Origin of the sequence: Enterocloster bolteae (assembly GCF_002234575.2) — a bacterium.
Lineage (GTDB): Bacteria > Bacillota > Clostridia > Lachnospirales > Lachnospiraceae > Enterocloster > Enterocloster bolteae.
Genome location: NZ_CP022464.2, coordinates 3,783,902 through 3,807,575 on the forward strand (window position 1 = coordinate 3,783,902; position 23,674 = coordinate 3,807,575).

General features: G+C 52.5%; 19 protein-coding genes and 1 other RNA gene. 3 read left to right on the forward strand and 17 right to left on the reverse strand.

Annotated elements, in window-relative coordinates; translation table 11 throughout:
- Nucleotides 1-14: 14 nt before the first annotated feature.
- From CGC65_RS17725 to hrcA, 5 genes are all read right to left on the reverse strand, one after another.
- Complete coding sequence (locus CGC65_RS17725; protein ID WP_002564718.1) at nt 15-1,475, reverse strand: transglutaminase-like domain-containing protein; 1,461 nt, start codon at nt 1,473-1,475, stop codon at nt 15-17.
- Between the two features lie 169 nt (nt 1,476-1,644).
- Nucleotides 1,645-2,796: a molecular chaperone DnaJ gene (gene dnaJ / locus CGC65_RS17730; protein ID WP_002564719.1), complete on the reverse strand. Its 1,152-nt coding sequence runs from the start codon at nt 2,794-2,796 to the stop codon at nt 1,645-1,647.
- A gap of 168 nt (nt 2,797-2,964) precedes the next feature.
- Nucleotides 2,965-4,827: a molecular chaperone DnaK gene (gene dnaK / locus CGC65_RS17735; RefSeq protein ID WP_002564720.1), complete on the reverse strand. Its 1,863-nt coding sequence runs from the start codon at nt 4,825-4,827 to the stop codon at nt 2,965-2,967.
- A gap of 49 nt (nt 4,828-4,876) precedes the next feature.
- Complete coding sequence (grpE, locus tag CGC65_RS17740) at nt 4,877-5,539, reverse strand: nucleotide exchange factor GrpE (RefSeq protein WP_002564721.1); 663 nt, start codon at nt 5,537-5,539, stop codon at nt 4,877-4,879.
- A gap of 18 nt (nt 5,540-5,557) precedes the next feature.
- The gene (hrcA, locus tag CGC65_RS17745) at nt 5,558-6,610 is read right to left on the reverse strand and encodes a heat-inducible transcriptional repressor HrcA (protein ID WP_002564722.1); all 1,053 of its coding nucleotides are present in this window, start codon (nt 6,608-6,610) and stop codon (nt 5,558-5,560) included.
- Nucleotides 6,611-6,986: 376 nt separating this feature from the next.
- On the opposite strand from hrcA, the gene CGC65_RS17750 reads away from it, so the two are divergent.
- The gene (locus tag CGC65_RS17750) at nt 6,987-7,556 is read left to right on the forward strand and encodes a 3D domain-containing protein (protein WP_002564723.1); all 570 of its coding nucleotides are present in this window, start codon (nt 6,987-6,989) and stop codon (nt 7,554-7,556) included.
- Nucleotides 7,557-7,828: 272 nt separating this feature from the next.
- The gene (locus CGC65_RS17760; RefSeq protein ID WP_002564724.1) at nt 7,829-8,557 is read left to right on the forward strand and encodes a 3D domain-containing protein; all 729 of its coding nucleotides are present in this window, start codon (nt 7,829-7,831) and stop codon (nt 8,555-8,557) included.
- An 80-nt stretch (nt 8,558-8,637) separates the two neighbouring features.
- Here the strand turns inward: CGC65_RS17760 and CGC65_RS17765 are convergent, their stop codons facing one another.
- The 5 genes from CGC65_RS17765 to ybaK form a co-directional block, all read right to left on the reverse strand.
- Entirely contained in the window at nt 8,638-10,911 is a 2,274-nt protein-coding gene (locus CGC65_RS17765) for a SpoIID/LytB domain-containing protein (RefSeq protein ID WP_002564725.1), read from the reverse strand.
- A 59-nt stretch (nt 10,912-10,970) separates the two neighbouring features.
- Nucleotides 10,971-11,147: non-coding RNA, 6S RNA (ssrS, locus tag CGC65_RS17770), on the reverse strand.
- 74 nt (nt 11,148-11,221) lie between these two features.
- Nucleotides 11,222-12,565 carry a pyrimidine-nucleoside phosphorylase gene (locus CGC65_RS17775; protein ID WP_002564726.1) on the reverse strand — a complete coding sequence of 448 codons (1,344 nt, stop codon included), beginning with the start codon at nt 12,563-12,565 and terminating at the stop codon, nt 11,222-11,224.
- Nucleotide 12,566: 1 nt separating this feature from the next.
- Nucleotides 12,567-12,983, reverse strand: coding sequence for a cytidine deaminase (cdd, locus tag CGC65_RS17780; protein WP_002564727.1), 417 nt, complete (start codon nt 12,981-12,983; stop codon nt 12,567-12,569).
- Nucleotides 12,984-13,089: 106 nt separating this feature from the next.
- Nucleotides 13,090-13,557 (reverse strand): Cys-tRNA(Pro) deacylase, encoded by a 468-nt coding sequence (gene ybaK, locus CGC65_RS17785; RefSeq protein ID WP_002564728.1) that lies wholly within the window; start codon nt 13,555-13,557, stop codon nt 13,090-13,092.
- Nucleotides 13,558-13,763: 206 nt separating this feature from the next.
- On the opposite strand from ybaK, the gene CGC65_RS17790 reads away from it, so the two are divergent.
- Nucleotides 13,764-14,858 (forward strand): DUF362 domain-containing protein, encoded by a 1,095-nt coding sequence (locus CGC65_RS17790; RefSeq protein ID WP_002564729.1) that lies wholly within the window; start codon nt 13,764-13,766, stop codon nt 14,856-14,858.
- Nucleotides 14,859-14,868: 10 nt separating this feature from the next.
- Here the strand turns inward: CGC65_RS17790 and CGC65_RS17795 are convergent, their stop codons facing one another.
- From CGC65_RS17795 to CGC65_RS17825, 7 genes are all read right to left on the reverse strand, one after another.
- On the reverse strand, nt 14,869-15,648 hold the full coding sequence (locus CGC65_RS17795) for an alpha/beta fold hydrolase (protein WP_002564730.1): 780 nt from the start codon (nt 15,646-15,648) through the stop codon (nt 14,869-14,871).
- Nucleotides 15,649-15,739: 91 nt separating this feature from the next.
- Nucleotides 15,740-17,449, reverse strand: coding sequence for a DEAD/DEAH box helicase (locus CGC65_RS17800; RefSeq protein ID WP_002564731.1), 1,710 nt, complete (start codon nt 17,447-17,449; stop codon nt 15,740-15,742).
- A gap of 484 nt (nt 17,450-17,933) precedes the next feature.
- Nucleotides 17,934-18,794 (reverse strand): patatin-like phospholipase family protein, encoded by an 861-nt coding sequence (locus tag CGC65_RS17805; protein WP_002564732.1) that lies wholly within the window; start codon nt 18,792-18,794, stop codon nt 17,934-17,936.
- A 108-nt stretch (nt 18,795-18,902) separates the two neighbouring features.
- Nucleotides 18,903-19,358, reverse strand: a complete 456-nt coding sequence (locus CGC65_RS17810; RefSeq protein WP_002564733.1) for a NanQ anomerase/TabA/YiaL family protein — start codon at nt 19,356-19,358, stop codon at nt 18,903-18,905.
- 1 nt (nt 19,359) lies between these two features.
- Nucleotides 19,360-20,136, reverse strand: a complete 777-nt coding sequence (locus CGC65_RS17815) for a hypothetical protein (protein WP_002564734.1) — start codon at nt 20,134-20,136, stop codon at nt 19,360-19,362.
- 34 nt (nt 20,137-20,170) lie between these two features.
- Nucleotides 20,171-22,300, reverse strand: a complete 2,130-nt coding sequence (locus CGC65_RS17820) for a hydantoinase/oxoprolinase family protein (protein WP_002564735.1) — start codon at nt 22,298-22,300, stop codon at nt 20,171-20,173.
- A 16-nt stretch (nt 22,301-22,316) separates the two neighbouring features.
- Nucleotides 22,317-23,660: a gluconate:proton symporter gene (locus CGC65_RS17825; RefSeq protein ID WP_002564736.1), complete on the reverse strand. Its 1,344-nt coding sequence runs from the start codon at nt 23,658-23,660 to the stop codon at nt 22,317-22,319.
- Nucleotides 23,661-23,674 lie beyond the last annotated feature (14 nt).

A 23,674-nucleotide genomic window follows, 5' to 3' on the forward strand; every position in this document is an offset into this window, starting at 1 on the left:
TAACAAGCTCTTCTTTAATATATTATATCTTCCAGGGAAATCATCTCATATTCCGTGCTGTATTCCTCTTGTGCAAGACTTCTGTCCCTGTATTCCGCCTCCCCTGTCTGATTGTCATAGGGATCGTTTCTCAAATGATCCATGGGCGGCTCAAACTCATATCCGAACTCTCTGGCTGCCGGAAGACGGAAGGGATCCAGATTTCCAAAGTAAAAATCCCACCGCTCTGTCTCCCCCTCCCGGAAGGCCGCTCCTCCAAAGGAACAGTCCGCATAGCGCCAGCCATGGGATGGGGTATAAAACTGCGCCCAGTCATGGCAGCTGATTTCAAGGGGTGATGTATAGAGTCCTGCCTGCCATCTGGCCGGAATGCCTGCCGCACGGCACAGGGTGATGAACAAAAGCGCCTGTACGCCGCAGTCTCCCTTCAGGGATGAGGCCGCATACTGCACAATGTCAGTCAGGGTAAAATAACTCCGCACAAATGAATACATCACATGGGTGGTGATATAGTCATATATCCTTCTGGCCTTCTTTAAGGGGTCCTTTTCCTCCCCCACAATGTCAGACGCCAGTTCCCGTATCAGGGGAGTAAACCGGATATGGGGCGGCTGCTGCGCCAGCCAGGCATCCATGGGCTCTGCAAAACCATTTGCTCCGGTTCTCTCTTTGATGCGTTCCGGGCCGCCGTGTTCCAGGCTGCCACGGGAGAAGTCCTTGTATGCTTCCCGGTTCTCAAAGGAAAACTCCACCAAATATTTCTGCCCCTTCCTGTGTTTTGTATGGAAGCAGATGGTGCGCTGAAAGGCATCCGGGCGCGCAATGGTATATTCCTGTGCCTCGGCTTCCCTTTCCCCGATTCTTACGCTGTGGATTTTCACATTCTTTACCTGGGCATATTCAATCGGCAGAGGAAGATAGACCTTGATATCTTCGCCGTCCCGCTCCGCTTCCTCCAGAATCCCAAGTGTGCCGCGGATACAAAACCTGCATCCGGCGCCTCCCCGTTCTTTCATGGACGCAATGGTTCTGTTAAGAAGCGCGAAGTTTTCCGCCTTAGACCGGACCAGTTCCAGGTCCATTGCCCGGTTCTCATATTCTTTCCTGGTCTTCAAGACATTTTTCAGGAAGCTGCTCCGGAAGCGCACCTCTCCGTCCACGTAAATCCAGTCCGCTGCATCCTCCTCCCACAGGGTTTCCAGCTCACAGTCCTTAAAATCCCTTACATTGTCCCGCAGTATGCCAAGGGCCTCTGCCCATGTATAGGGGTACTGTCCCGGCATCCGCTTAAGAATCTCCTTTTCAATCATAAGGCGCTTTCTCAAAGCCTGGGGAATATCCTTTTCCAGCCTGCTGTCAATCCTGCGGACAGCCCTGTCAAACTCCCCTCTCCACTTTAACTTTTCTATATCCTCCGGCAGCACAACCGCCAGAGAATCAAAATAACTGTTATCCATCTGAATCTCCCCTTCCATTTTCCCTGCTGTGGCTTTTCCCTGTTACGGCCTCTTTCCCCGCCATAGCCTTTCTCTATCATACCCTTTTTTTGCCCATTGTACAATACCATTGCACCATACCGGGAATGGACGCAAAAAGCCCGGACAGGCTCTCTGTGCCGTCTGTCCGGGCTTATGCTTTTCCGTTCTATTTGAATATGCCCTTCTTCTTAGGCTTCTCTTCCTCCGGTGATGCGACGCCGTTCATCGCATCGTCAAACCGCCTTAAGGCATCTTTCTGCGCCTGGTTCATACGCTCCGGCACCTGAACCACCAAAGTAACATAGTGGTCGCCCCTGACACTGCGGCTGCGCAGCGAGGGAACACCTTTTCCCTTTAAGCGTACCTTGGTATCTGTCTGGGTGCCCGGCCTTACATCGTACTCTACTTCGCCGTCCACTGTCTTTATGCGGATAGGGCCTCCCAGGGCTGCCCGGGCAAAGGATATGGGCACCGTGGAATAAATACTGGTATCCTGGCGCTTGAATATGGGATGCTGGGAAACAACTGCCTCCACCAGCAAATCACCGCGCTCACCGCCGCCAGTGCCGGGCTCGCCGCCCCCTGCCAGACGCACGCACTGGCCGTTGTCAATGCCTGCCGGAATGGATACCTTGAATTTCTTGCGCACTGTTTTATAACCTGTACCATAACAGTCAGGACACTTTTCCTTGATAACCTGTCCGGTACCATTACAGTCAGGACATGTCTGCACATTCTGTACAGTACCGAAAAAGGACTGCTGGGTGTACATGATTTTACCCTTTCCATTACACTTGGAACAGGTCTGAGGGGAAGTGCCTGCCTTAGCGCCTGTGCCGTGACAGCTGGCACAGGTTTCTTTAAAGTTAATCTCGATCTCTTTATCACAGCCAAATACAGCTTCCTCAAATGTAATCCTAACAGAAGTCTTTATGTTGGCGCCCCGTGATGGTCCGCTTCTGGCCCTCCCGGACCTGCCGCCGCCAAAAATATCACCAAAAATATCACCGAAGATATCGCCCATATCCCCGCCAAAATCAAAGCCGCCGAAGCCGCCACCAAAGCCGCCTGCCCCTGCGCCTCCCTGTTCAAATGCAGCATGGCCGAACTGGTCGTACTGCTGACGTTTCTGAGGGTCGCTTAACACGCTGTATGCCTCGGAAGCTTCTTTAAACTTGGCCTCTGCCTCTTTATCGCCTGGGTTGGCATCGGGGTGGTATTTCTTGGCAAGTTTCCTGTATGCTTTTTTCAATGCATCCTCATCTGCATCTTTGGGAACGCCCAGAACTTCATAGTAATCTCTCTTACTCTCTGCCATGTTGTTTACCTCTTAATCTATCTGAACGCCGCAAAACTGGCCCTGACAGGCAGTTTCAAAAGCACTCTTTATCAGCCACAAAGGGGGTAGTGGCCGGTTTCCCGGCTCCTAAGCCCCCTGTTTGTTTTATCCGGATTTATTTCCTGGATTTATTTTACTTCCCTGAATTTATACTTCCTTGAAATCTGCGTCCACAACGTCATCGCCGCCTGCTGCGTTTCCGGCGCCGCCCATGTCAGGACCTGCCTGGCCTGCTGCACCGGAGGCCTGAGCCTGCTCATAAACCTTTGCAAACAGCTTCTGAGCGCTGTTCATCAGCTTCTCTCTGCCGGCCTTGATGTCCTCTACCTGTGCGTCTGTCATCTCCTCAACCGGAGCGCGGTTGATGGCTTCCTTCAGTGAATTAAGGTCAGCTTCCACTTCTGCCTTGTCGCCGGGAGCAATCTTATCCCCAACCTCTTCCAGGGCCTTCTCGGTCTGGAATACCATGGAGTCCGCATCGTTCCTTGCGTCAATGGCTTCCTTGCGCTTCTTGTCCTGTGCCTCGTACTCAGCTGCTTCTTTCACTGCCTTATCAATATCATCGTCTGACATATTGGAACCGGAGGTAATGGTGATGTGCTGCTCCTTACCTGTTCCCAGATCCTTTGCGGATACGTTTACAATACCGTTGGCATCAATGTCAAAGGTAACCTCAATCTGCGGAATTCCTCTTCTTGCAGGCGGAATTCCATCCAGGCGGAACTGTCCCAGTGTCTTGTTATCCCTTGCAAACTGGCGCTCGCCCTGTACCACATGGATATCCACGGCTGTCTGGTTGTCGGCAGCGGTTGAGAATATCTGGCTCTTCTTGGTAGGAATGGTGGTATTCCTCTCAATCAGTCTGGTAGCCACGCCGCCCATGGTCTCGATGGACAGGGAGAGAGGCGTTACATCCAGAAGAAGGATGTCTCCTGCACCTGCATCGCCGGCCAGCTTGCCGCCCTGAATGGCAGCGCCGATGGCCACGCACTCATCCGGGTTCAGGGTCTTGCTGGGTTCCTTGCCTGTCAGCTGTTTAACCTTTTCCTGTGCAGCTATCATACGTGTGGAACCGCCTACCAACAGCACCTTGCCTAACTCAGAAGCAGTGATGCCTGCATCCTTAAGCGCATTCTGTACCGGGATAGCAGTGCGCTCTACCAGGTCGTGGGTCAGTTCGTCAAACTTAGCCCTGGTCAGGTTCATATCCAGATGCTTTGGTCCCTCGGCAGTTGCAGTGATAAAGGGAAGATTGATATTGGTTGTGGTAGCTGTGGACAGCTCCTTCTTTGCCTTCTCAGCTGCTTCCTTCAGTCTCTGGAGAGCCATCTTGTCATTGGACAGATCCACGCCCTCAGCTTTCTTGAACTCGGAAATCATCCAGTTTGTAATTGCGTTGTCAAAGTCATCGCCGCCCAGACGGGTATCGCCGTTGGTAGACAGAACCTCAATTACGCCGTCGCCGATTTCGATAATGGAAACATCAAAGGTACCGCCGCCTAAGTCGTATACCATGATCTTCTGTTCTTTTTCATTGTCAAGTCCGTAAGCCAGGGCTGCTGCCGTAGGCTCGTTGATGATACGCTTTACATCCAGGCCAGCAATCTTGCCTGCATCCTTGGTAGCCTGGCGCTGGGCATCATTAAAATATGCCGGAACCGTGATAACTGCCTCTGTCACAGTCTCACCCAGATAGCTCTCTGCGTCAGCTTTCAGCTTCTGCAGAATCATGGCGGAAATCTCCTGTGGAGTGTACTTCTTTCCGTCGATGTCTACCCTGTAGTCCGTGCCCATGTGGCGCTTGATGGAAGAGATGGTCTTATCTGCGTTGGTAACTGCCTGACGCTTTGCAGGCTCGCCAATCAGCCTCTCTCCTGTCTTTGTGAATGCCACAACGGACGGTGTTGTCCTTACGCCTTCCGCGTTGGCAATAACAGTTGGTTTTCCGCCTTCCATAACAGCCACACAGCTGTTTGTCGTACCTAAGTCAATACCTATAATCTTGCTCATAGTCTTTTCCTCCTGATTATTTTATGAGAATTTAAGTAAATATCCAATGTCAATTTGCCACTTTTACCATACTGTGTCTGACCACGCTGTCTCTGTACATATAACCCTTCTGCAATTCCTCCGCCACTATGTTCTCTCCCAGGCTTTCATCATCCACATGCATCACTGCGTTGTGGTAGTTGGGGTCAAACTCCTGGCCTACTGCTTCAATGGCTTTCACGCCGGCTTCCTCCAGTGTTTTCCGGAACTGCTTATATATCTTCTCCATACCCTCTGCAAGGGGTGTTCCCTTTGCATCCTCAGGCACGGTTGCCAGGCCTCTCTCAAAGTTATCAATGACGGGAAGGATTCTCTCTATGATGTCCTTGGCTCCCATCTCATACATGGCGGACTTTTCCTTGTCTGTCCGCTTGCGGAAATTCTCAAATTCCGCCATCTGACGTTTCACCCGGTCGGTGAGATCTTCTATCTTTTCATCCCTGGGGTCTTTCTTCTTCTTAAAAAATCCCTTTTTTTCTTCCTTTTCAGCGGCAGGCGCCTGCTCTGTATCTTCCTCTGCGCCTTCCGGCACATCTTCTGCCGTCTCTCCGGTCTCAGCGGCAGCCTCTGTATTCCCTGCCTCCCCGGATCCGGCCTCAGAAGTCTGTTCTGTTCCCGCTTCCTGCTCTGTATTCAGGGCCTCGTCTTCCTTTTTTAACGCTTCGTCTTTCATATCTTCACTCACAGCTTATCACCTTTCATCTTTTTTAAATGCTGTATCCAGCTGATTCATCAGATTGCGCAGAGTCCCAAGAACCTTTTCATAATCCATTCGCTTGGGCCCTATAATACCGATGGTTCCCCGAAGGCCTCCTCCCAAATCATAATTGGCAGTGACCACACTGCAGTCCTTCATGGACTGCACCGGGCTCTCATCACCGATATAAACCTGAATGCCTGCTTCTTCCTCTGTACCGGAATTGACTTCCGCCACAAATTCCTGCAGCACTTCTTTATGTTCCAGTGTATCAATGAGCCGGCTGGCCTTGTCGCCGTCCGAAAGCTCAGGGTACTTGAAAATGTTGGTAGCTCCGCTGGTATAAATCTGCAGGTCCTCTTCCCCTGCCTTGATGGCCTCCGCCACCTCGTTAAGTACCAGATCCACCACCTGGCTGTGGATGCCTGCATCGCCCTTTAGCTTGCTGATAACATCCAGATTGATATCCTCTATGGTCAGCCCGTTCAGGCTGCTGTTAAGCAGGATGTTCAGGTTAAGGAGCTCCTCGTCGCTGAGATTATCCTCAATATCAATCATGGTGTTCTTAATGATATTGCCTTCCACCACCACAACCACCAGAAGCTTATGCTTCTCCATCTTGGAAAGCTGGATGAACTTAAGCTTTGTCTTGTGATAACTGGGGCCGCTGATCATGGTCGCATAGTTGGTATTAGCTGCCAGCACCTGAGCCATCTTCTTTAGGACCAGTTCCAGCTTATCAACCTTTTGGACCATCATCTCCTTGAACTCGGTTACCTCGCTCTCCTTATCCAGCATAATCTGGTCCACGTAGAACCGGTACCCTTTGTCGGAAGGAATACGTCCCGCTGAGGTATGGGGCTGAACGATATACCCCATCTCTTCCAGGTCTGACATCTCATTTCGGATGGTGGCAGAGCTGAGCTTAAGGTCTGAATACTTGGAAATGGTCCTGGAGCCCACCGGCTCTCCGGTTTCCAGGTATGTCTTGATGATGGCCTTTAATATAGTCACCTTCCTGTCGTCCAGGAGTGCATCCAATGGCATCTGCTCACCTTCCTTTCTTTTATTATTAGCACTCAACGTTCGGGAGTGCTAACATCTACATTCCATAATATATTCCTTCTGGAGTCATTTGTCAAGAGATAAATCCAAATTCTTTTCATATTATTTAAGGCCTCCCGTTTCCTGCCGGCACATCATGTGCCATTTCCCTCTCAGTATCAACTAAATATTGGAATTCATCCTCCACTTTTTACATAAACACTCCAAATTCAAGGCTTTTTCTCTCCACTTTTTATACTCTTGTAACACTTGCTTAATTATTTTAACTTGACAAGTAACATTTTTGTAATATAATGAAGGTACAACTTTATAAGCCATATAAAACCATAACAATATGATAAGATTGCGAGGTCGTTGTATGCATTACTTTAAGAAAACCCTTCTGGCCGCAGCCATGGCTGCATTCAGCCTCACGGTGGCTTTTCCGGCATTTGCGGACGAGCCTGTGGGAATGGATGTGACCGTAGTGGAGGCCGGTGCATCAGATACGTCTGAGGACTCGTCCCAGGAAATCCAGGAAACTTCCGCTTCCCGGGAATCCAAAGGCCGCAGAGCCGCTGTAATGAATGAAGAAGAATACATAGCCCAGGGACCAGGCGCCCAAAAGGAGGAGAAGGAGGAAGCTCCGGCCCCCAAGGAGACATCACTTGGACGCTTTACCATTACAGGATACTGTGGCTGCGAACAGTGCTCCGGCGGTCATAATCTTACCTTTTCAGGTACGGTTCCCACTCCAAACCACACTATTTCCGCTGATTTAGATTATTTTCCCCTTGGCACCAGGCTGAAAGTTGACGGTACTGTCTACACGGTGGAGGACAAAGGTTCTTCTGTAAACGGTAATATTCTCGATATTTTCTACGGCTCCCATGAGGAGGCCCTGGCCAAAGGTACATACACTGCAGAGGTATTTTTAGTGCAGGATTGATGCATGATGTAAGGAAAAAACTACCAGGCATATGAGCCTGGTAATTTTTTGCCTTTCTCCGGAAAAGATAGCGCAGGGACAGAAATTATTACCAAAATTCAGCTGTATATGGATAAAAGTGGTGTTATTTCCATATTTTTCCTTGACAACAGGAAGAAAATATGATAAAAACTTGTTTATTGCTCATATATTACAAAAGTATTACATATTATTTATTAATGTGTTAAAAATCTTTTTCTAATTATTACTTGAGCAATAGGAGGTATTACACCATGAAATTAAGACACTTACTGACCGGAACCATTCTTACCGTCAGCCTGCTTGCGGCCACTGCCATCACAGCCCTTGCAGCAGCGCCAAAGGGAAGGTTCGAAACAGTGAACAGCACCACCATCAGCGGCTGGGCTTACAACAGCAGTACGCCTGATGATGCGCTTAACGTACGGATATCCGTCAAAGATAAAAATACAGGTGAGGAAGTTTTTTCCCAGAGGATGACAGCCGGGGAATACAGCGACAAGCTTTACGGCAGCGGAAAGGGAAATGGCTGTCACGCCTTTACCCTCAATATGGACTGGAGCGCGCTGCCCGATGGCGTTTATCTGGTGGAAGGCTATGTGGGAGACAATGATTTTTCCAACCCCAGAACCTATACCAACGGCAACCCTGACGCCAAACAGGAAACCCCTGCTGCCCAGGCCCAGAACCTGGTTCCCCTGGGCGTGTTCAAGACAACAGGGTATTGCCCGTGCAGGGCCTGCTCCGAGGGCTGGGGACGCCATACCTGCACCGGCGCAGTGGCCACGGCCGGCCACACCATTGCCGTTGACCCGCGGGTAATTCCCTACGGTTCCAAGGTGATGATTAACGGTGTTGTCTACACAGCGGAGGACCGCGGCGGAGCTGTCAGAGGCAATCACATCGACATCTTCTTCAACACCCATGCCGAGACACGCCAGCACGGCACCCAGAGCGCAGAGGTCTATCTGGTTCAATCATAAAGAACAACCCGGCAAAAGCCCATAAAGGCTTTTCCGGGTTGTTCTTTTTCCGGTTTATCGTTTTCACGTTCAAACAGGCTCTAACCCTCATTGCACTCCCGCAGTTCCGTACCATGGTAGAAAAAGTCCAATATCTGCTTGTAGCCCTTTCCTGTCTTTGCCATTCCCTGGGCGCCGTTCTGGCTCATGCCGACACCATGGCCAAAACCGCCTCCATATATATGGAAGGAAAGGCTTCCGTCCTCCCCTGTCCTCTTCTCAATGGCGATAAAGGCGCTGGGAAGGGTGGCGCTTCCGGTCATGGTGCCCCCGTCCTTCTTGGTGATGATCAGGGACGGGTTTCCCAGTGCAGATCGGATGGCAGACTGTCCTTTGATGGTCACGGTGCCGTCAGACCCTGTGACTGTAAGCTCGCCCGCTATGCCCCCCGGACCTCTGTCTGTGACGGTCATATCCTGTATCTGGCCCGCCCCGCTGATCTGGGCGGAAGCCACATCGGCCGGAAGATCTGTCTGCCAGCGGAACATGGGGTAGGAGGTGTCATAGGCAATCACATCCTCCCTCTTGATATAGGATTCAAAGCCATCGTTGTCCTCCTTGCCCAGGCTCTTTCCTCCCTCTTTTACCTCCACGGCTCTCAGATAGGGGTATTTTCCGCTGTCAGTGCCCCATACGCCTGCATCTGCCGTGCGTCCGCAGGAGGTGGAGAAATAAAAGGCCTCAATGGGTTTATCCTCATAGAACAGCATCTTTCCGTAAGTCTCCTTTACAGCCTGGGTGGACTTATCATTGGCAGAAGTATTATTATAGACCTGGAAATTTGTGCTGTCATCCACATGGGCGCCATACTGGCTGTAGGTATTTCCCTGGATCTGGCGGTAGGCATAGGTCCTGGCGCACACGGCCTGGGCCTTCAGGGCTTCCTTCTCATAGGACGGCGGCATTTCGCTGGGCACTACCTTTGTCAGGTAATCCTCCAAAAACAAATCATTGACAAGAACCAGCCCCTCCGGTGTTCCCTTGATTTCCAGGCTTCCGCTGTAAACCGGCGTGCCCTGGCTCCGCTCAATGGATCGGATGGTGATTGCCTCCGGCTCATCCGGCGTAATGATCATACGCCCATATTCCAGATAAGGGCTGTCAGGACCAACCGTAAGCTGCGTGCCTGCCTCCAGGCGCTCTCCCACCATCTTTCCCTTGGCATTCTCATATTCCAAATCAGCGCCGCTTCCCAGCACCAGATCCGCAGATGCGTGGAACACACTCTTAAAGCCGGTGTCCATCAGAAGGACGCGGATGGTCTTGGCGTCAAATTCCCTTTCTAAAAGGGCCGCGCACAGCTTTCCGTCTGCTGCCACAAATTCCTGAAGGTTATAGCCAACCAGTATGTCCGACGCATTCAGCACCTTAAAATCACCGTATACCTTATATACATGAAAATTAGGAGCCAGAGGAATCTCGCCATAACCTTCTATCTCAATGGCATCCTCTGTTACGGACAGCACCTTGCCGCTTAACCTGTCCCTTTTCATAGTGATTTTGACCAGCTTGCCGTCCTCCATGTGCAGGTCAGCCAGATTCCCGGCCATCCCGTCCTCCCCGCCAAGCTTGGCGCTCACCGGGAATTCCCGGTAGGCCGTACCCAGATACGCCTTAAAATGCCTGCCGTCGCTTTCAGCCAGCCAGACATTCTCATAGACCACGTTTCTGGACACAAGGCTGGATGTAATCATCTCCCCGCTCCTGGCCAGAAACCGTATCTCACAGTCCAGGAACGCGTCCAGGGCAAGTCCCTGGAATCCAAAGTTGCCAACCGTGGTATAGGCGGTCCAACTCTCAGCCTGGTCAAGATTGGACGGGGTGCCGTAGAGCACGGCCTCCATCTCCTCCACCTTCCCCTCCGGGTCAGTCTCCTTCAGAATGGAACCGTACAGCTGCCACCAGTCCTCTTCCGGAAATGCCTGGTCCCGGTTGTTTCTGGTGGAACCGGCCTGAAGCTTCAGCTTGCCGGACACCTGGCCGGCCATGTATGCAGCCTCCGCGTATGTAAGATATCCCTGGGCTGAGGCCAGGGAAGCCGGCGTAAGCTCCGGGTCCAGATAGCCCTCGTCGTAGAGATAATCCATGTATTTGACAAACCAGTTGTCCTTTTCTTTTGCGGAAAAATGGGAGGTTCCCCGCTCCTTGGCCCTCTTTTCACACTCTTCCTTGTCCGTAAGGGCCAGAGCCATGGCCTTCATTGCCTGTGCCCTTATGATTCCGTCCCTGGGCGGCTCCAGCTTTACTATTATCACCATCAACGTGACCACCACCAGCACCACGCCGCTTACCCATGCAATCATCCTGTTCTTCATATTCGGTCCAGCTCCTGTAAACGAAGTAAAGCAGCGGGGTAACCGCTGCTTTTATCATGTGTAACCCCAGAATGCCGTCTCTTACTTATTGACGCCTAGCAATGCTAGGTGGGCAACCTCACTTAAACATCTGCCTTCCACTCTACGGAGGCCTGACATCCGCTTAAAAATATTGGAATCCCTTTTGTCTAATGTAGGTTCAAAATTGGTAAGAGTATCGAACACCCCAGGAAATTACAGTTCCACTTCTTTTATCTGGTGTTATTATACCCCAAAGACTTGGGTTTTTCAAGTTGATTTTTCTGAACATTTATGGAATTTTTTCCTCAATGGTCCTTCTTTCCACACCCGCGTCAGAAATCCTTGCAAATATAAGGGGCTCCGGTTCCGGCATCTGTTTCCCCAGGGTGCAGGAAGCCAGAAATTTTTCCATTGCCGGTCCAAACAGTTCCTCATGAGAGGCGTAAAGGACTGCTATGGTCTCTCCCTCTCTCACACTGTCTCCATATTTTTTCTCCAGAAGGATGCCTGCGCTGTAATCAATGGTATCCTCCTTTTTATTCCTGCCTGCCCCCAGCATCACAGAGGCCACTCCGATTCCCTCTGTATCCATATGGGTGATAAAGCCGGTCTCAGAAGCCTTCACTTCCCGGCTGAGAGGCGCCTTATGAAACAGTCCAGGATTTTCCACGTAACGGCCATCCCCGCCCTGGCTCTCAACCATGGATTTAAGGCATTTAAGGGCGCTCCCATCCTCCATGGCGCCTTGGGCAATCTTCCTGCACTGTTCCATATCCCCCCTGCCTGCCATGTGAAGCATATTGGCAGCCAGTTCCAGGCATACGCAGGTCAAATCCTCTGGTCCGCGGCCCTTCAGGGTCTCAATGGCTTCTTCCATCTCCAGGGAATTGCCGATGGCATGGCCCAGAGGTACGTCCATATTGGTGATGAGGGCACAGCAGCGCCGGCCGGCCAGAGTCCCGATGGAAACCATCTCCCGGGCCAGGCTGATGGAGTCCTCCAGGGTTTTCATAAAGGCGCCGCTTCCCGTCTTTACGTCCAGGACAATGCAGTCGCTGCCGGCCGCCAGTTTTTTGCTCATGATGGAGGAGGCAATAAGGGGAATACTGTCCACGGTGGCCGTCACATCCCTCAGGGCATAAAGCTTTTTATCTGCCGGAACCATGTTGCCCGACTGACCGATAAGAGCCAGGCCGTTTTCATTGACAATGCGGAAGAATTCTTCCCTTGGTATGGCAGTCTTAAACCCGGGAATACTCTCCAGCTTATCCACGGTCCCGCCGGTATGTCCCAGGCCCCGTCCGCTCATCTTGGCCACCTTGACGCCGCAGGCAGCCACAATGGGGCCTGTCACCAGGGTTGTCTTATCCCCCACGCCGCCGGTGCTGTGTTTATCCGCCTTGATTCCCTCAATAGGCGACAAATCCACCATGTCCCCGGAATGCGCCATCTCCAGGGTCAGGTCCGTTATCTCCCGGTCATCCATGCCCTTAAAATAAACAGCCATCAGCATGGCCGACATCTGATAATCAGGAATGTCTCCTGCCACGAATCCGCGCACCATATAGGCAATCTCCTCCGTCAAAAGGGAACCGCCCCGCTTTTTCTTTTCGATCAGGTCATACATTCTCATATCACGCACCTCCCAAGTGGTCAGGTCCAAAGCTCTCCGGAAGCAGCTGGGCCAGGGTATATTCCCTGTATTCCTCCGCGCTTTTAGCCAGGATAATGCAAAATGAGTCCGGATTACAGAACTCCCGCATGACCTGCCGGCACACGCCGCAGGGCGGGCAGTAATCCCCTGCTTTTCCGTCTGGACCTCCGCATATGACAATGGCCTCAAACTCCCTCTCGCCCTCGCTCACCGCCTTTGCAAAAGCGCACCGCTCCGCACAGATGCCGGGACTGTAGGCTGCATTCTCAATGTTGTTGCCTGTGTACACCTTCCCATCCCTGCAAAGCAGGGCTGCCGATACATGAAAATGGGAATACGGTGCATAGGAGCGCCCAAGACCGTCCAGGGCTGTCTGTATCAATAATTCTCTCTCCAAATTCCCCCTCCTCCTTCTGCCCGGGCCAGGGACCGGACCTTCGGATACTGCCTCCAGCCCGGCCCCGGCCTGTTGTTCTGCTACCATTATAATATAAGCCAGCCCCTTAAACAAGGGAAACAAACTGCCCCTGCAAATAGCTTCTCAAATCCTCCGGGGACAGGGTGACCTGCACGCCTCTCTGGCCTGCGCTGACCATGATGGTGTCGTATAGCTGAGCCATTTCTTCTATATAAGTAGGGAAATGTTTCTTCATACCGATGGGAGAACAGCCCCCGCGGATGTAGCCGGTAATATCAAACATATCCTTTACGTGAATCATCTCCACCTTCTTCTCCCCCGCTGCCCTGGCAGCCTTCTTAAGGTCCAGCTCCTCATCCACAGGAATGCAGCACACCAGATATCCTTTTTTCTCACCTTTCAGCACCAGGGTCTTATACATCCTGTCGTGGTCCACCCCCATAAGGTCTGCGGCGTGGCTGCCGGAAAGGTCGTTTTCATCCACTTCATAGGTACCTGTTTCATACACTATACGGGCTGCGTCCAGAAGACGCATTACATTTGTCTTAACCATACCAAACACTCCTTTTAACCGGCCCGCTTTTCCCTGCGGACCATGTTTCAGGAATATCATACTCTTTTTTCCGCTGCCCGTCAATCAAACCCAAAACAGCCTCCCTTAAACGTTTAAAAGAAAGTGGAATGGAGTATTCACAAAGTAATATTATACGGTTATAATGGGAAATAAATACGCAAACGGCAGGAAAGGAAATCTCATATATGGAAAAGAATGATATCATCATCATACACGGAACAGATTACAAGAACATGGCCAAGCGGGTCCTGGAACAGGCCGGCGTGGCGGCAGACATCGGTGATGTGAATAAAAAGATTGCATTAAAACCCAATCTGGTAACTGCCAAGGCGCCCTCCAGCGGAGCCACCACCCACAGTGAGCTGCTGGCCGGTGTCATAGAATACCTCCGGGAACACGGCTTTCAAAACATCACCATCATGGAGGGATCCTGGGTTGGCGACCACACGGAAGACGCTTTCCAGGCCGCGGGATACCATCAGGTTTGCAGCCGGTACAGCGTCCCCTTCGTGGACCTGCAGCGCGATACCTGGAAGGAATACGATGCAGCAGGCATGAAAATCAAGCTGTGCGATAAAGCAGCTGCCGTGGATTACATGATTAACATGCCGGTGCTGAAGGGACACTGCCAAACCACCGTAACCTGTGCCCTGAAAAACAACAAGGGTGTGATTCCCAATTCAGAAAAACGCCGCTTCCACACCCTGGGGCTTCACAAGCCCATTGCCCACTTAAACACCATTGCCCGCAGTGACTTCATCCTGGTGGACAATATCTGCGGTGATTTGGATTTTGAGGAGGGAGGCAATCCCGTGGTCATGAACCGTGTGCTGGGCTTTAAAGACCCGGTGCTCTGCGATGCCTTTGTATGCGACTGCATGGGTTACTCAGTGGACGACGTGCCTTACATAACCATGGCCGAAAAACTGGGTGTGGGAAGCACGGACACAGCCCATGCCAACATGATCTATCTGAACCAGGCCACAGAGGCCGACAGTAAATTCCGCATGACCAGGCGCGTACAGCACCTGGCTGCCTACACGGCCCCGGAAGACGCGTGCAGTGCCTGCTACGGCTCCCTTATATATGCCCTGGACCGCCTGAACGACATGGGGTATCTGAGGAAGGGCCTGCCTCCTGTATGCATCGGCCAGGGCTACAAGGGGCAGGATGGCGCCATCGGCGTGGGACAATGTACCTCCTGCTTTGCCAAAACCCTGGGCGGCTGTCCCCCTAAAGCAGCGGATATCGTAGACTTTTTGAGCACCCAATGGAAATAAGCCCGTTTCCTTAAAGTCCCCGCTGCCTGAGCCAGGCCATGATATGGGCCCCGTATGCCTTTTCTTTCTTTAGGAGGGTAAAATGGTCCGCCCCTTTGACAAACACCACCTTTGAATCGGGAATCTGTTCTCCCATCCACAGAGAGTGGCGGGGGCGGATCATATCCCTGCGGCCCGTAAGAATCAAGACGGGCGCCTGGATACAGGACAGCTTATCCTTGTCCAGCCTGGGCCATCTGGCCATAAGGCCTAACAGCTGGCGGCTTTTCACAGCCCTTTCCCTCACGCCCCGGGGCAGCGGCACCTTTTCCAGACCGCGCCAAAGGGCGTATTTTAATTTCACCTCCATGAGCGAGGCTGCGCTCATGCCTCTGGGCAGGGCATTTCCGCTGACCGCCACCACGGCGGACACACGCCCCGGATAGCAGCTGGCTGTCTCCAGGGCCACATTTGCCCCGTCGCTGAAGCCCAGTATCACCGCCCTGGGCACATGGAGGAATTCCATGACCTGAACCACATCCGCTGCCATATCCGGGATGGTCAGATCTCCTCCGGCCGCCTCCTCTTTCATAAGAGAGGACCCGTGGCCCCTGCTGTCCATGAGAATCACCCTGTAATACCGGCTCATGAGCTCAGACAGCCTGGCAAATATTTCGTGGCTCTCACCATTGCCGTGGAGCATGATGAGAGGCATACCCTGTCCCATTTCCTTATAATAAAGAGACGCAAAACGGTTGTCCACATATCCTTCCTTCATCGGCTCAGCCTCCTTCCTGTTGACCTTCACCATATCACACCTCCGGTAAAATGTAAATACAGGCACAGCCCGGCAGATAGAAGTCCTGCCGGGCTGTGGTTATACGGGACTGTAAGTCCCGCTCTTATCTTCTGTTAGTATTGGCTTTTTCCACGTGAATATTCTTTCCCTTGATCTTGGCATGGGCCATGGCCTTCAGCACATCGTCCGCATAGCGTCCGGGCACATCCACGAAGGTATATCCGTCGTACATGTCAATGCTTCCCACCATGCGTCCCGGAATTCCCGACTCTCCGGCAACTGCTCCCAGAATGTCTCCTGGGGTGATTCTCTGGGCCTTGCCGATGTTGATGAACAGTCTTGCCATCTTCTCATCCCCTTCGCCCAGCACGTAATCCACAGCAGCGCGGTCTGTTGCTCCCTTGCGTCGGTTTCCGTAGGCGCTGCGCTCACGGCCTCTGCCGCGGCTGCTTCCACGTCCAAAGCTGTCCAGTTCATCCAGGGAACGGGCTGTCTCAAAGCTGTCGATGATGTCTTCGCTCTCATCTCCCATGCTCATCTTGAGAAGGGCAGCTGCCAAATCCATGGAGGTGTAATCCTCCTCCATTAACTTCTTCTCAATAATGTTCACCATCTTGGTCAGGTCCGTGTCATTTAACACCTCCTGAACCTGGTCCAGAATCTTCTCCACCTTGATTTCCGTGATATCATTTAAAGACGGAATGGCCTGGGGAATGATTTTAGTCTTGCAGTAACGCTGGATATCCCTGAGCTTATAGACCTCCTTGCCCATAACAAGGCTGAATGCCTTTCCTTCCCTTCCCGCTCTGCCGGTACGGCCGATACGGTGCACGTAGTACTCGTCATCCTGGGGAATGTCATAGTTGAACACTGCTTCCACATCCCCTACATCTATACCTCTTGCAGCCACATCCGTGGCCACCAGAATGTCGGTGCGGCCGTTCCGGAAGCTGTCCATGACACGGTCACGCTGGACCTGCTTCAAATCTCCATGAAGGCCTTCCGCAAAATAACCTCTTCCCTGGAGCTCCTGCACCAGGTCATCCACCTGACGCTTTGTATTGCAGAACACGATGGAAAGCTTCGGCGCATACATATCCAGCAGACGGCTCATAACCTCCACCTTATTCTTCGGCTTAACCTCATAATAATACTGGGTCACCTTAGGCACGGTCAGTTCCTTCTTAATCACCCGGACCGTCACCGGGTCCTTCTGGAACTTCCTGGCAATCTCCGCAATGGCCTGGGGCATGGTAGCTGAGAACATCAGGGTCTGGCGCTCCTCAGGCAGCTGGCTTAAAATAGTCTCCATATCCTCCAGGAAACCCATGTTCAGCATCTCATCCGCTTCATCCAGCACTACGGTGAGGACATGGTCCACCTTTACAGTCTTTCTTCTCATATGGTCCATGACACGGCCCGGGGTTCCCACGATAACCTGTGTTCCGTCCTTTAAGGAACGGATCTGCTTTACGATATCCTGGCCGCCGTATATAGGCAGCACCTTCACACCGTGCATGAACTTTGCAAAACGGCGCATTTCCTCCGCCACCTGGATGGCCAGCTCCCTGGTAGGAAGCAGCACGATAGCCTGAAGCTTCTTCACCTTCGGGTCCACCTTCTGAAGAAGAGGCAGACCAAATGCAGCTGTCTTGCCTGTTCCGGTCTGTGCCTGGCCAATCATGTCACGGCCTTCCATGGCTACCGGAATGGCCTGAGCCTGAATCGGTGATGCCTCCTCAAATCCCATCTCTGTGATGGCGCGGATAATCCGCTCGTCTAATTGTAACTCGTCAAACTTAACTGTCTCCATATAAAGTTAATATCCTTTCTTCCTCTGCCGTCCCATATAAAAGAGCCTCCGGCAGGCCGCCTTGTGCATATTCCCTGACTCCGCTGCCACGCATCCGTCTGCCTGTTTCCAGGACATTTCCCCCGGACCCCCAAGCAGGCCTTCCAAAGCCCCCGGCCAGATACCGCACCGGCTACGCATACGTCATACCATGCACCGCAATTTATTAGTTTCTTCGTGAAACGAAGTCCTCCACGCGAACAAAAAAACGAGGGGTAAACAGGCACGTCTCGGGCCTTTCATCCTCTCGCTTCGTACGGTTATTAACTATAACAGATATAAAAGTCAGTGTCAATGGAGGGGTTATAGATTTTTATATCAATTTCAGGGCCGGTTCCCGTGAAAATGCCCGAATGAAGCATTTTTCACGGTCCCGGCCTGATTTTTTCATGAATTTACCAGACTTTCGCAGGATTAAAGCAGCTGTTTTCACACAATTTCTCATTCAATTAAGGACTTTGCGTATCTGCGGAAGCATTTTCCTGGTGTACTCATACCCCCGTTCCATACATTCCCCCATCAGTTCAAAGGTCAGAAGGCCTGCCTTGGAGCTTAAGGGCGGCTTCAGCAGCAGCACCTCACCTGTGGAGGCGCAATCCTTCAGCCGGCCGCTCATAATGGAAAAGGAGTGGGAAGCCACCTCCATAACGCTGTGGTCCGAAGGCGCTTCGTAATCCCCTCCGATGTCCACTGCCAGCACATCCCGGATACCGGCTGCCTGCAGAAGGTTGACCGGGAGAATATCCGTAACGCCTCCGTCCACCAGAAAATACCTCCCCAATTTTCTGGGCGCAAATATGGCAGGCACGCTGGCTCCGGCCATCATGGCTTCACAGAGATATCCGTTCCACTCCCATGTCACGTGCTCCATCTCCCTTACCTGGTCGCTGTTTGTAAAGCAGATGGTATTTCCGCTAATCAGGTCCACTGCCGGTATGACTAACTTAAACACAGCCTCGTCCATATGCTTCCTGCCGGTCATCTGAAAAAAATAGTCCTGCAGCTTATCTCCCTTAATAAGACCGGACAGGTTTACGCCCTTTCCCGTCAGCAGCTGGGGCATAAATGCCAGCAGGCCGCTGTAATCCGGGTCCAGATACTCGCCTCCGTGTTTCTCCAGATGAAGCACTGCCTGCTCCATCCGGGAGACAGACATTCCGGAGGCAAAAAGTCCTGCCACAATTCCCCCTGCGCTGGCTCCTGCCACTGCATCCGGGCGCAGTCCCGCCTCCATAAGGGCCTTAAGCACCCCCACATGGGCTGCCCCCCTGGTTCCGCCGCCTGCCAGTGCCAATCCATATCCCATAATAAATCCCTCCGCCCTATCCTGTGTCAATGCCGTACCGGTAATAGGTACATATGCACTGGCACATCCGGATATGACAGAGGGAAGTAGGTGAAATATAGTTTATTCCTAAACCCTGACCTTCACTACAATCTTACGCACCTTGCAGGGAGTACCTGCAATACATCTGGGCTTGTGGGCGTCCTCAGGAGCCACCACCGCGCAGTCCCCGGCCTTTAAAAGAACGGCGCCGCCCTGCTCCGGTTCCTTAAAGAACACGATATCATCCGCTTCATTATAAGGCGCTTCCTCTTCCAGCCCTGCCCGCTTTGTGTAGCCGAACCGCTCCTGGCCCTCCACCACATACTGTATATCAAAATACAGATCGTGGGATTCATACCTGCATGCATCTGCCGGCATGGTGGTATACTCCTGCACCGAGGCAAATACCTCATCCCCGTCAATATCAACACGGCCCAGGGGCAGCGCCTTTAAATCCGTGTTTCTTAAGAACTCATAGCCTTTTTTGAATTTGTCCTCCAGGTAATCGTATTTCTGGATTAAATCAATACTTGTGGTCAGCATGTCAACCTTCCTTTCCTTCGCCGTTTCCGGCAAACGCCGCGATTTCTTCGTAGAGGGCCGTGGCCGCCTCTTTGTCATAGCCGTACATCATCAGCACATCCAGGACATATGGGGTGAAGGTGATTCCTGTCAGGCAGCGGGCAAACTCCATGCCCGCAATCTCTCCCAGACACAGTATCCTGGAACGGTTGGAAAACGGCTTCTTCCACAGCTCCACCTTTTCTGTCTGGGTAAATATGAAATCCTTTTTCCTGTACTCCGTCACATGGAACAGTTCATGGGCCAGCAGCACGTCCTCCACTGCCCTGTTGCCCAGAAGCCCCTCCAGCTTTTCTTCCCGAATCAGCTTCTGCGCCCGCTCTGCGCCGTCCATAAAAATGGTAATGGAATCCGGTTCCTGATACTGGGCAAAAATCACATGCCCGCCGCCCCCCGGCACCTGGGGCGTTAAAACCTTAAGCCCCATGCCGGCAGCAATATCCCAGACATCTGTCTTCCCCAGAATCAGCTGCGCCTCATTTCGCCCGCACTCTGCCGCCCGAAAGCCATATGCCAGCTTCTGTTCCCTGGAAAACCTGCCTTCCAGCGGGTCCCTGGACCAGGCATAGAGGTACCAGGCTGTCTCGTCCAGGGACAGCAGGTGTTCCACCATGGAATACAGGGACCTCTCCCTAGATGGAACCGCCATCTGCTCCATCATGGCCCTTTGTTCCCCTGCCGTTTCCCTGCTGTTTCCCAAAAAAGCCCGGAACAGCTTTCTGCCGTCTTCTCTCTTCATGGAAAAACCTCCTCTGCGCCTGTCCCCTTCTATTCTACAACTGATTCTTTGCTCCGACAATCACAATATCTTCCGACGGGTCCACCATCTGCATTTCCACATCCATGAGCATGAGAATCTGCTCCAGCTCCCCTGTGCCGTTAAAGTCCATGACTCTGGCGCCCACACACAGATAGTAGTCGGGCCGCAGGATGGCATCTGCCTTGAAAATGGCCATTTCTTCCCACATTCTGGAAACAATGCTCCGGTAGGAAGATGCCTTGGCAAGAACCACTTCCCCGTCTGTCCTCTGCACCTTGATAAATCCCTTCTTATCCAGGATACGAAGTGGCTTTCGGCCCCTGCTTTCCATATTATAGACATAGAAGTTAGGCGTCTGGCCCACCAGGTTCAGCTCTTCCGGCCCGGACCTTAAATCCTCCGCCGCCAGGTTCCTTGCCTCCTCCTCGCTGCACTCCTTAAGAAGGTCCGTTGTCTTGACCTCCGTGGAGCCCAGTGCAATGGCAGTGAGCTTGGAGGTCTGCGGGTCAATTTCAATGTGGACCTCCACGGATCCGGGCGCTGCCCCGCTCTCCACTGCTTTGTCCACTGCCTCCCGCTTGATGCTTCTGATATCATCCGGCGTGGGGTTGGGTACCACCCGCTCCACAACGTCGCGGACCATGGCCAGAGCCACGCCTATGGAGGAAATAACCTCTGCATTTTCAGGCACACTGTACTTAATATTCATCTTATTGGCACAGAACCCAATCAGGGATGTGGCGCCGCCGCCCACGCCCACCAGGGATATCTGGTCATGCTCCAGGCGGTACTTGTCAGCCAGCTCCATGATAATAGGCTCGATCTTCTCATAGGCCCTGGTAAGAATCTGGGAAGCCACATCCTCCACCGTGGTGTTCAGGTAATCGGCAATGGGCTGCATGGCTTTCCTGGCCGAATTTACGCTGCCGTAGGAAAAGTCCTTGGGCGTCACCAGTCCCAGCACATTGGCCGCGCAGCTGTTGGTGATGGTGATGCGCTTGCCGCTCTTTAAGCGGATAGCCACGTAATCCTCCGGATCTCCCTCCTTCGGAGAAAAGAATTCCAGCCGGGGCTCCACGATTTCTTCCTCATCTGTAAATACGGCGTAATCCAGTCCCGCAATATGCGCGGAACGTGGGCCCACATCGTGGACGCCGCTCTTGTTCACCCGAATCATGCTTCCGCCTGCAACGCCCAGCACCCGCACATCCAGGGAGCTGATATAGGTCCTGTGTCCGCCTACCACAGAGTAATCAATGGCAGGGCGTCCGTTCTTGATAACGCCGATATTGGTGGTGGTTCCACCCACCTCAAAATACACGCCGTTGGATGCCCTCAGGTACATAAGGGATCCCATAACACTGGCAGCCGGACCGGAAAGCATGGTCAGCACCGGGCGCTTCTTCATCTCATTGATTTCCATGACGCCGCCATCTCCACGCATAATCATGAGAGGCACCTCCACGCCGGCCTTTCGCACGCTCTCCTCCGTGGAATTGGCCGTGTTCAGCATCTTGGGCAGAATGCTGGCGTTTATGGCAGCTGTCCTGGTCCGTCTGGTCAGGCCGTAGAGCTTGGTAATGTCCGAGGCAACGGTTGTCTCCATGCCCATCTCGTCATGGGCAATCTCGAACACAAACTGCTCCCCGGCAATGTCGTCCACCCCGTAAGCGTCTGACGCCACCAGCACCTGGGCGCCCTCCGCTTTAAGCTCCTCAACCGCCTTCCTGACCGTATTCTCGTCCTCTTCACTGTCGCTCAGATAACGGTTCTTTATCTTTATGCTTCTGCCGGATCCCAGGTCGATATCCTTAAGGCGGGTCTGATGCTTTGCCAGAAAGCCTTCCATGCCTCCGGGCCCCATGCCCAGCACGCCCACGCAGGCCACATCGCCTTCAATCAGGGCATTGGTGGCCTGGGTGGTGCTGTGGGCCACGAAAATAACATCCTCAGGGGCAATATCATTTTCCCTTAAGCAGTTCTGAAATGCCTTCACCACGCCGGCCGCCACCCCGTACCTGTCATCATGAGTGGTCTTGACAGAAGATTTTCCTATGATTTCATGTGTGGCGTTGTCAATCGCTACCGCCTTTGTATGGGTTCCTCCAACGTCGATTCCCATTCTCACCAGTCTGTTTCCCATGTTTCTTCTCCTCCCGTTAACCAAACATGATAAATGTAATAATCTGCAGGATGCAGCAGATAATCCAGCCGCACACCACGCTCATCTTTAAGAATTCCTTGGTAGATACCTTTGCGTAGCTGATTCCCCATACAATCCATGACTGGGTGATGCAGCAGGACACGTTCATAACCGTGGTGGCGGCAATCATCAGGGGAGCCAGGAAGGCCACCTCAAAGCCCACGCCCTTTAAAATGCCCAGGGTAGCCGCGCCGCAGCCGTAAAGGGTAAAGGGTCCTCTGAACATTCCAAGGGGCGCCAGCACACAGAAAATAATGGTGATAAATAAGGTGCTGTGGGGAATGATATTTCCCAATAGCGCGTTGAAATATGGAATGCACAGTTCAGCCGCCTTGTTGAACATGGGAACCACCAGCAGGAAGCCTACCAGGGGAGCCGTATCCACCACGCCGTCAAAGAAGTCCTTGTTAAAGGTTCTGCAGGCAGCCCGGAAGCTTTTCAGCTTTCCGCATACAAACAACGCATAGAAGCCGCCGATCAGAAAGCCCATGATAATGGGCACCTTGAACACAATTAAAAGGAATACAGGGATAAAGGGCGTCAGCAGGGACGGTGTGGGAGCAAAATCCAGTTTCTGGCGTACCGGCCTTCTGGCTGCCCAGGAATGGACCGATTTTTTTCTCATGCAGAACAGAATCAGTATAATGGTAAATACCAGCTGTACGGCCAGTGCAATGCCGCCCCATTTCACATACTGCTCATAGGGGTACAGGACCTTGCCGTCCCCGTCCAGGAAGAACGCGGTGTACTGTCCGAAGAGTACAGGGTTCAAAAACATTCCCGCTCCGATGCTCAGCATAAAGGATACAACGGACAGCACCTTGGGAATTCCCAGGGACATGAAGATGGGAAGGATGATAACGCCGATAGCTACCACTGCGCCGGCCCCGAACAGGGAGGAAAATATGGCAGCCGTAACAATGCACAAAAGGATACAGGTGACGGCGGGCTTGTCGCCGCCCAGCTCCGTGGTCTTGCGGATAAGGGTGGCTGCGATGCCTGTCTCTAACAGCACCCGGCCGAACCATGCCCCAAACACTACATTTACCAGCACTGAGCCCCAGCCCTCCGGGCCGCTCTGGAACACCTTGGAAAATGCCTGTATCCATGTAATCCGTATGCTGTCTCCATTGGCTGCGATAAATTCAGGATTAGACGCCAGAAGGTTGCCTGTCATGGGAAGGATGGTCCAGAGAATGGCCATAATCAGCATTCCCATCATCAGGTTTCCGCCCCTGGCCGCGTAGACGGCCAGGCCAAAGAACGATGCTAAAATCAGTATTCCTATGATATATTCCATAAGTTAAATCTCCC

Excerpts from the sequence above, each read along its gene's own strand:
- CGC65_RS17725 (WP_002564718.1), bottom strand. The coding sequence starts at position 1,475 with ATGGAAGGGGAGATTCAGATGGATAACAGTTATTTTGATTCTCTGGCG.
- CGC65_RS17750 (WP_002564723.1), top strand. The coding sequence starts at position 6,987 with ATGCATTACTTTAAGAAAACCCTTCTGGCCGCAGCCATGGCTGCATTC.
- grpE (WP_002564721.1), bottom strand. The coding sequence starts at position 5,539 with ATGAAAGACGAAGCGTTAAAAAAGGAAGACGAGGCCCTGAATACAGAG.
- ybaK (WP_002564728.1), bottom strand. The coding sequence starts at position 13,557 with ATGGTTAAGACAAATGTAATGCGTCTTCTGGACGCAGCCCGTATAGTG.
- CGC65_RS17775 (WP_002564726.1), bottom strand. The coding sequence starts at position 12,565 with ATGAGAATGTATGACCTGATCGAAAAGAAAAAGCGGGGCGGTTCCCTT.
- CGC65_RS17815 (WP_002564734.1), bottom strand. The coding sequence starts at position 20,136 with ATGAAGAGAGAAGACGGCAGAAAGCTGTTCCGGGCTTTTTTGGGAAAC.
- CGC65_RS17810 (WP_002564733.1), bottom strand. The coding sequence starts at position 19,358 with ATGCTGACCACAAGTATTGATTTAATCCAGAAATACGATTACCTGGAG.
- CGC65_RS17765 (WP_002564725.1), bottom strand. The coding sequence starts at position 10,911 with ATGAAGAACAGGATGATTGCATGGGTAAGCGGCGTGGTGCTGGTGGTG.
- CGC65_RS17805 (WP_002564732.1), bottom strand. The coding sequence starts at position 18,794 with ATGGGATATGGATTGGCACTGGCAGGCGGCGGAACCAGGGGGGCAGCC.
- CGC65_RS17820 (WP_002564735.1), bottom strand. The coding sequence starts at position 22,300 with ATGGGAAACAGACTGGTGAGAATGGGAATCGACGTTGGAGGAACCCAT.
- CGC65_RS17825 (WP_002564736.1), bottom strand. The coding sequence starts at position 23,660 with ATGGAATATATCATAGGAATACTGATTTTAGCATCGTTCTTTGGCCTG.
- CGC65_RS17800 (WP_002564731.1), bottom strand. The coding sequence starts at position 17,449 with ATGGAGACAGTTAAGTTTGACGAGTTACAATTAGACGAGCGGATTATC.
- CGC65_RS17790 (WP_002564729.1), top strand. The coding sequence starts at position 13,764 with ATGGAAAAGAATGATATCATCATCATACACGGAACAGATTACAAGAAC.
- CGC65_RS17760 (WP_002564724.1), top strand. The coding sequence starts at position 7,829 with ATGAAATTAAGACACTTACTGACCGGAACCATTCTTACCGTCAGCCTG.
- CGC65_RS17795 (WP_002564730.1), bottom strand. The coding sequence starts at position 15,648 with ATGGTGAAGGTCAACAGGAAGGAGGCTGAGCCGATGAAGGAAGGATAT.
- dnaK (WP_002564720.1), bottom strand. The coding sequence starts at position 4,827 with ATGAGCAAGATTATAGGTATTGACTTAGGTACGACAAACAGCTGTGTG.
- hrcA (WP_002564722.1), bottom strand. The coding sequence starts at position 6,610 with ATGCCATTGGATGCACTCCTGGACGACAGGAAGGTGACTATATTAAAG.
- dnaJ (WP_002564719.1), bottom strand. The coding sequence starts at position 2,796 with ATGGCAGAGAGTAAGAGAGATTACTATGAAGTTCTGGGCGTTCCCAAA.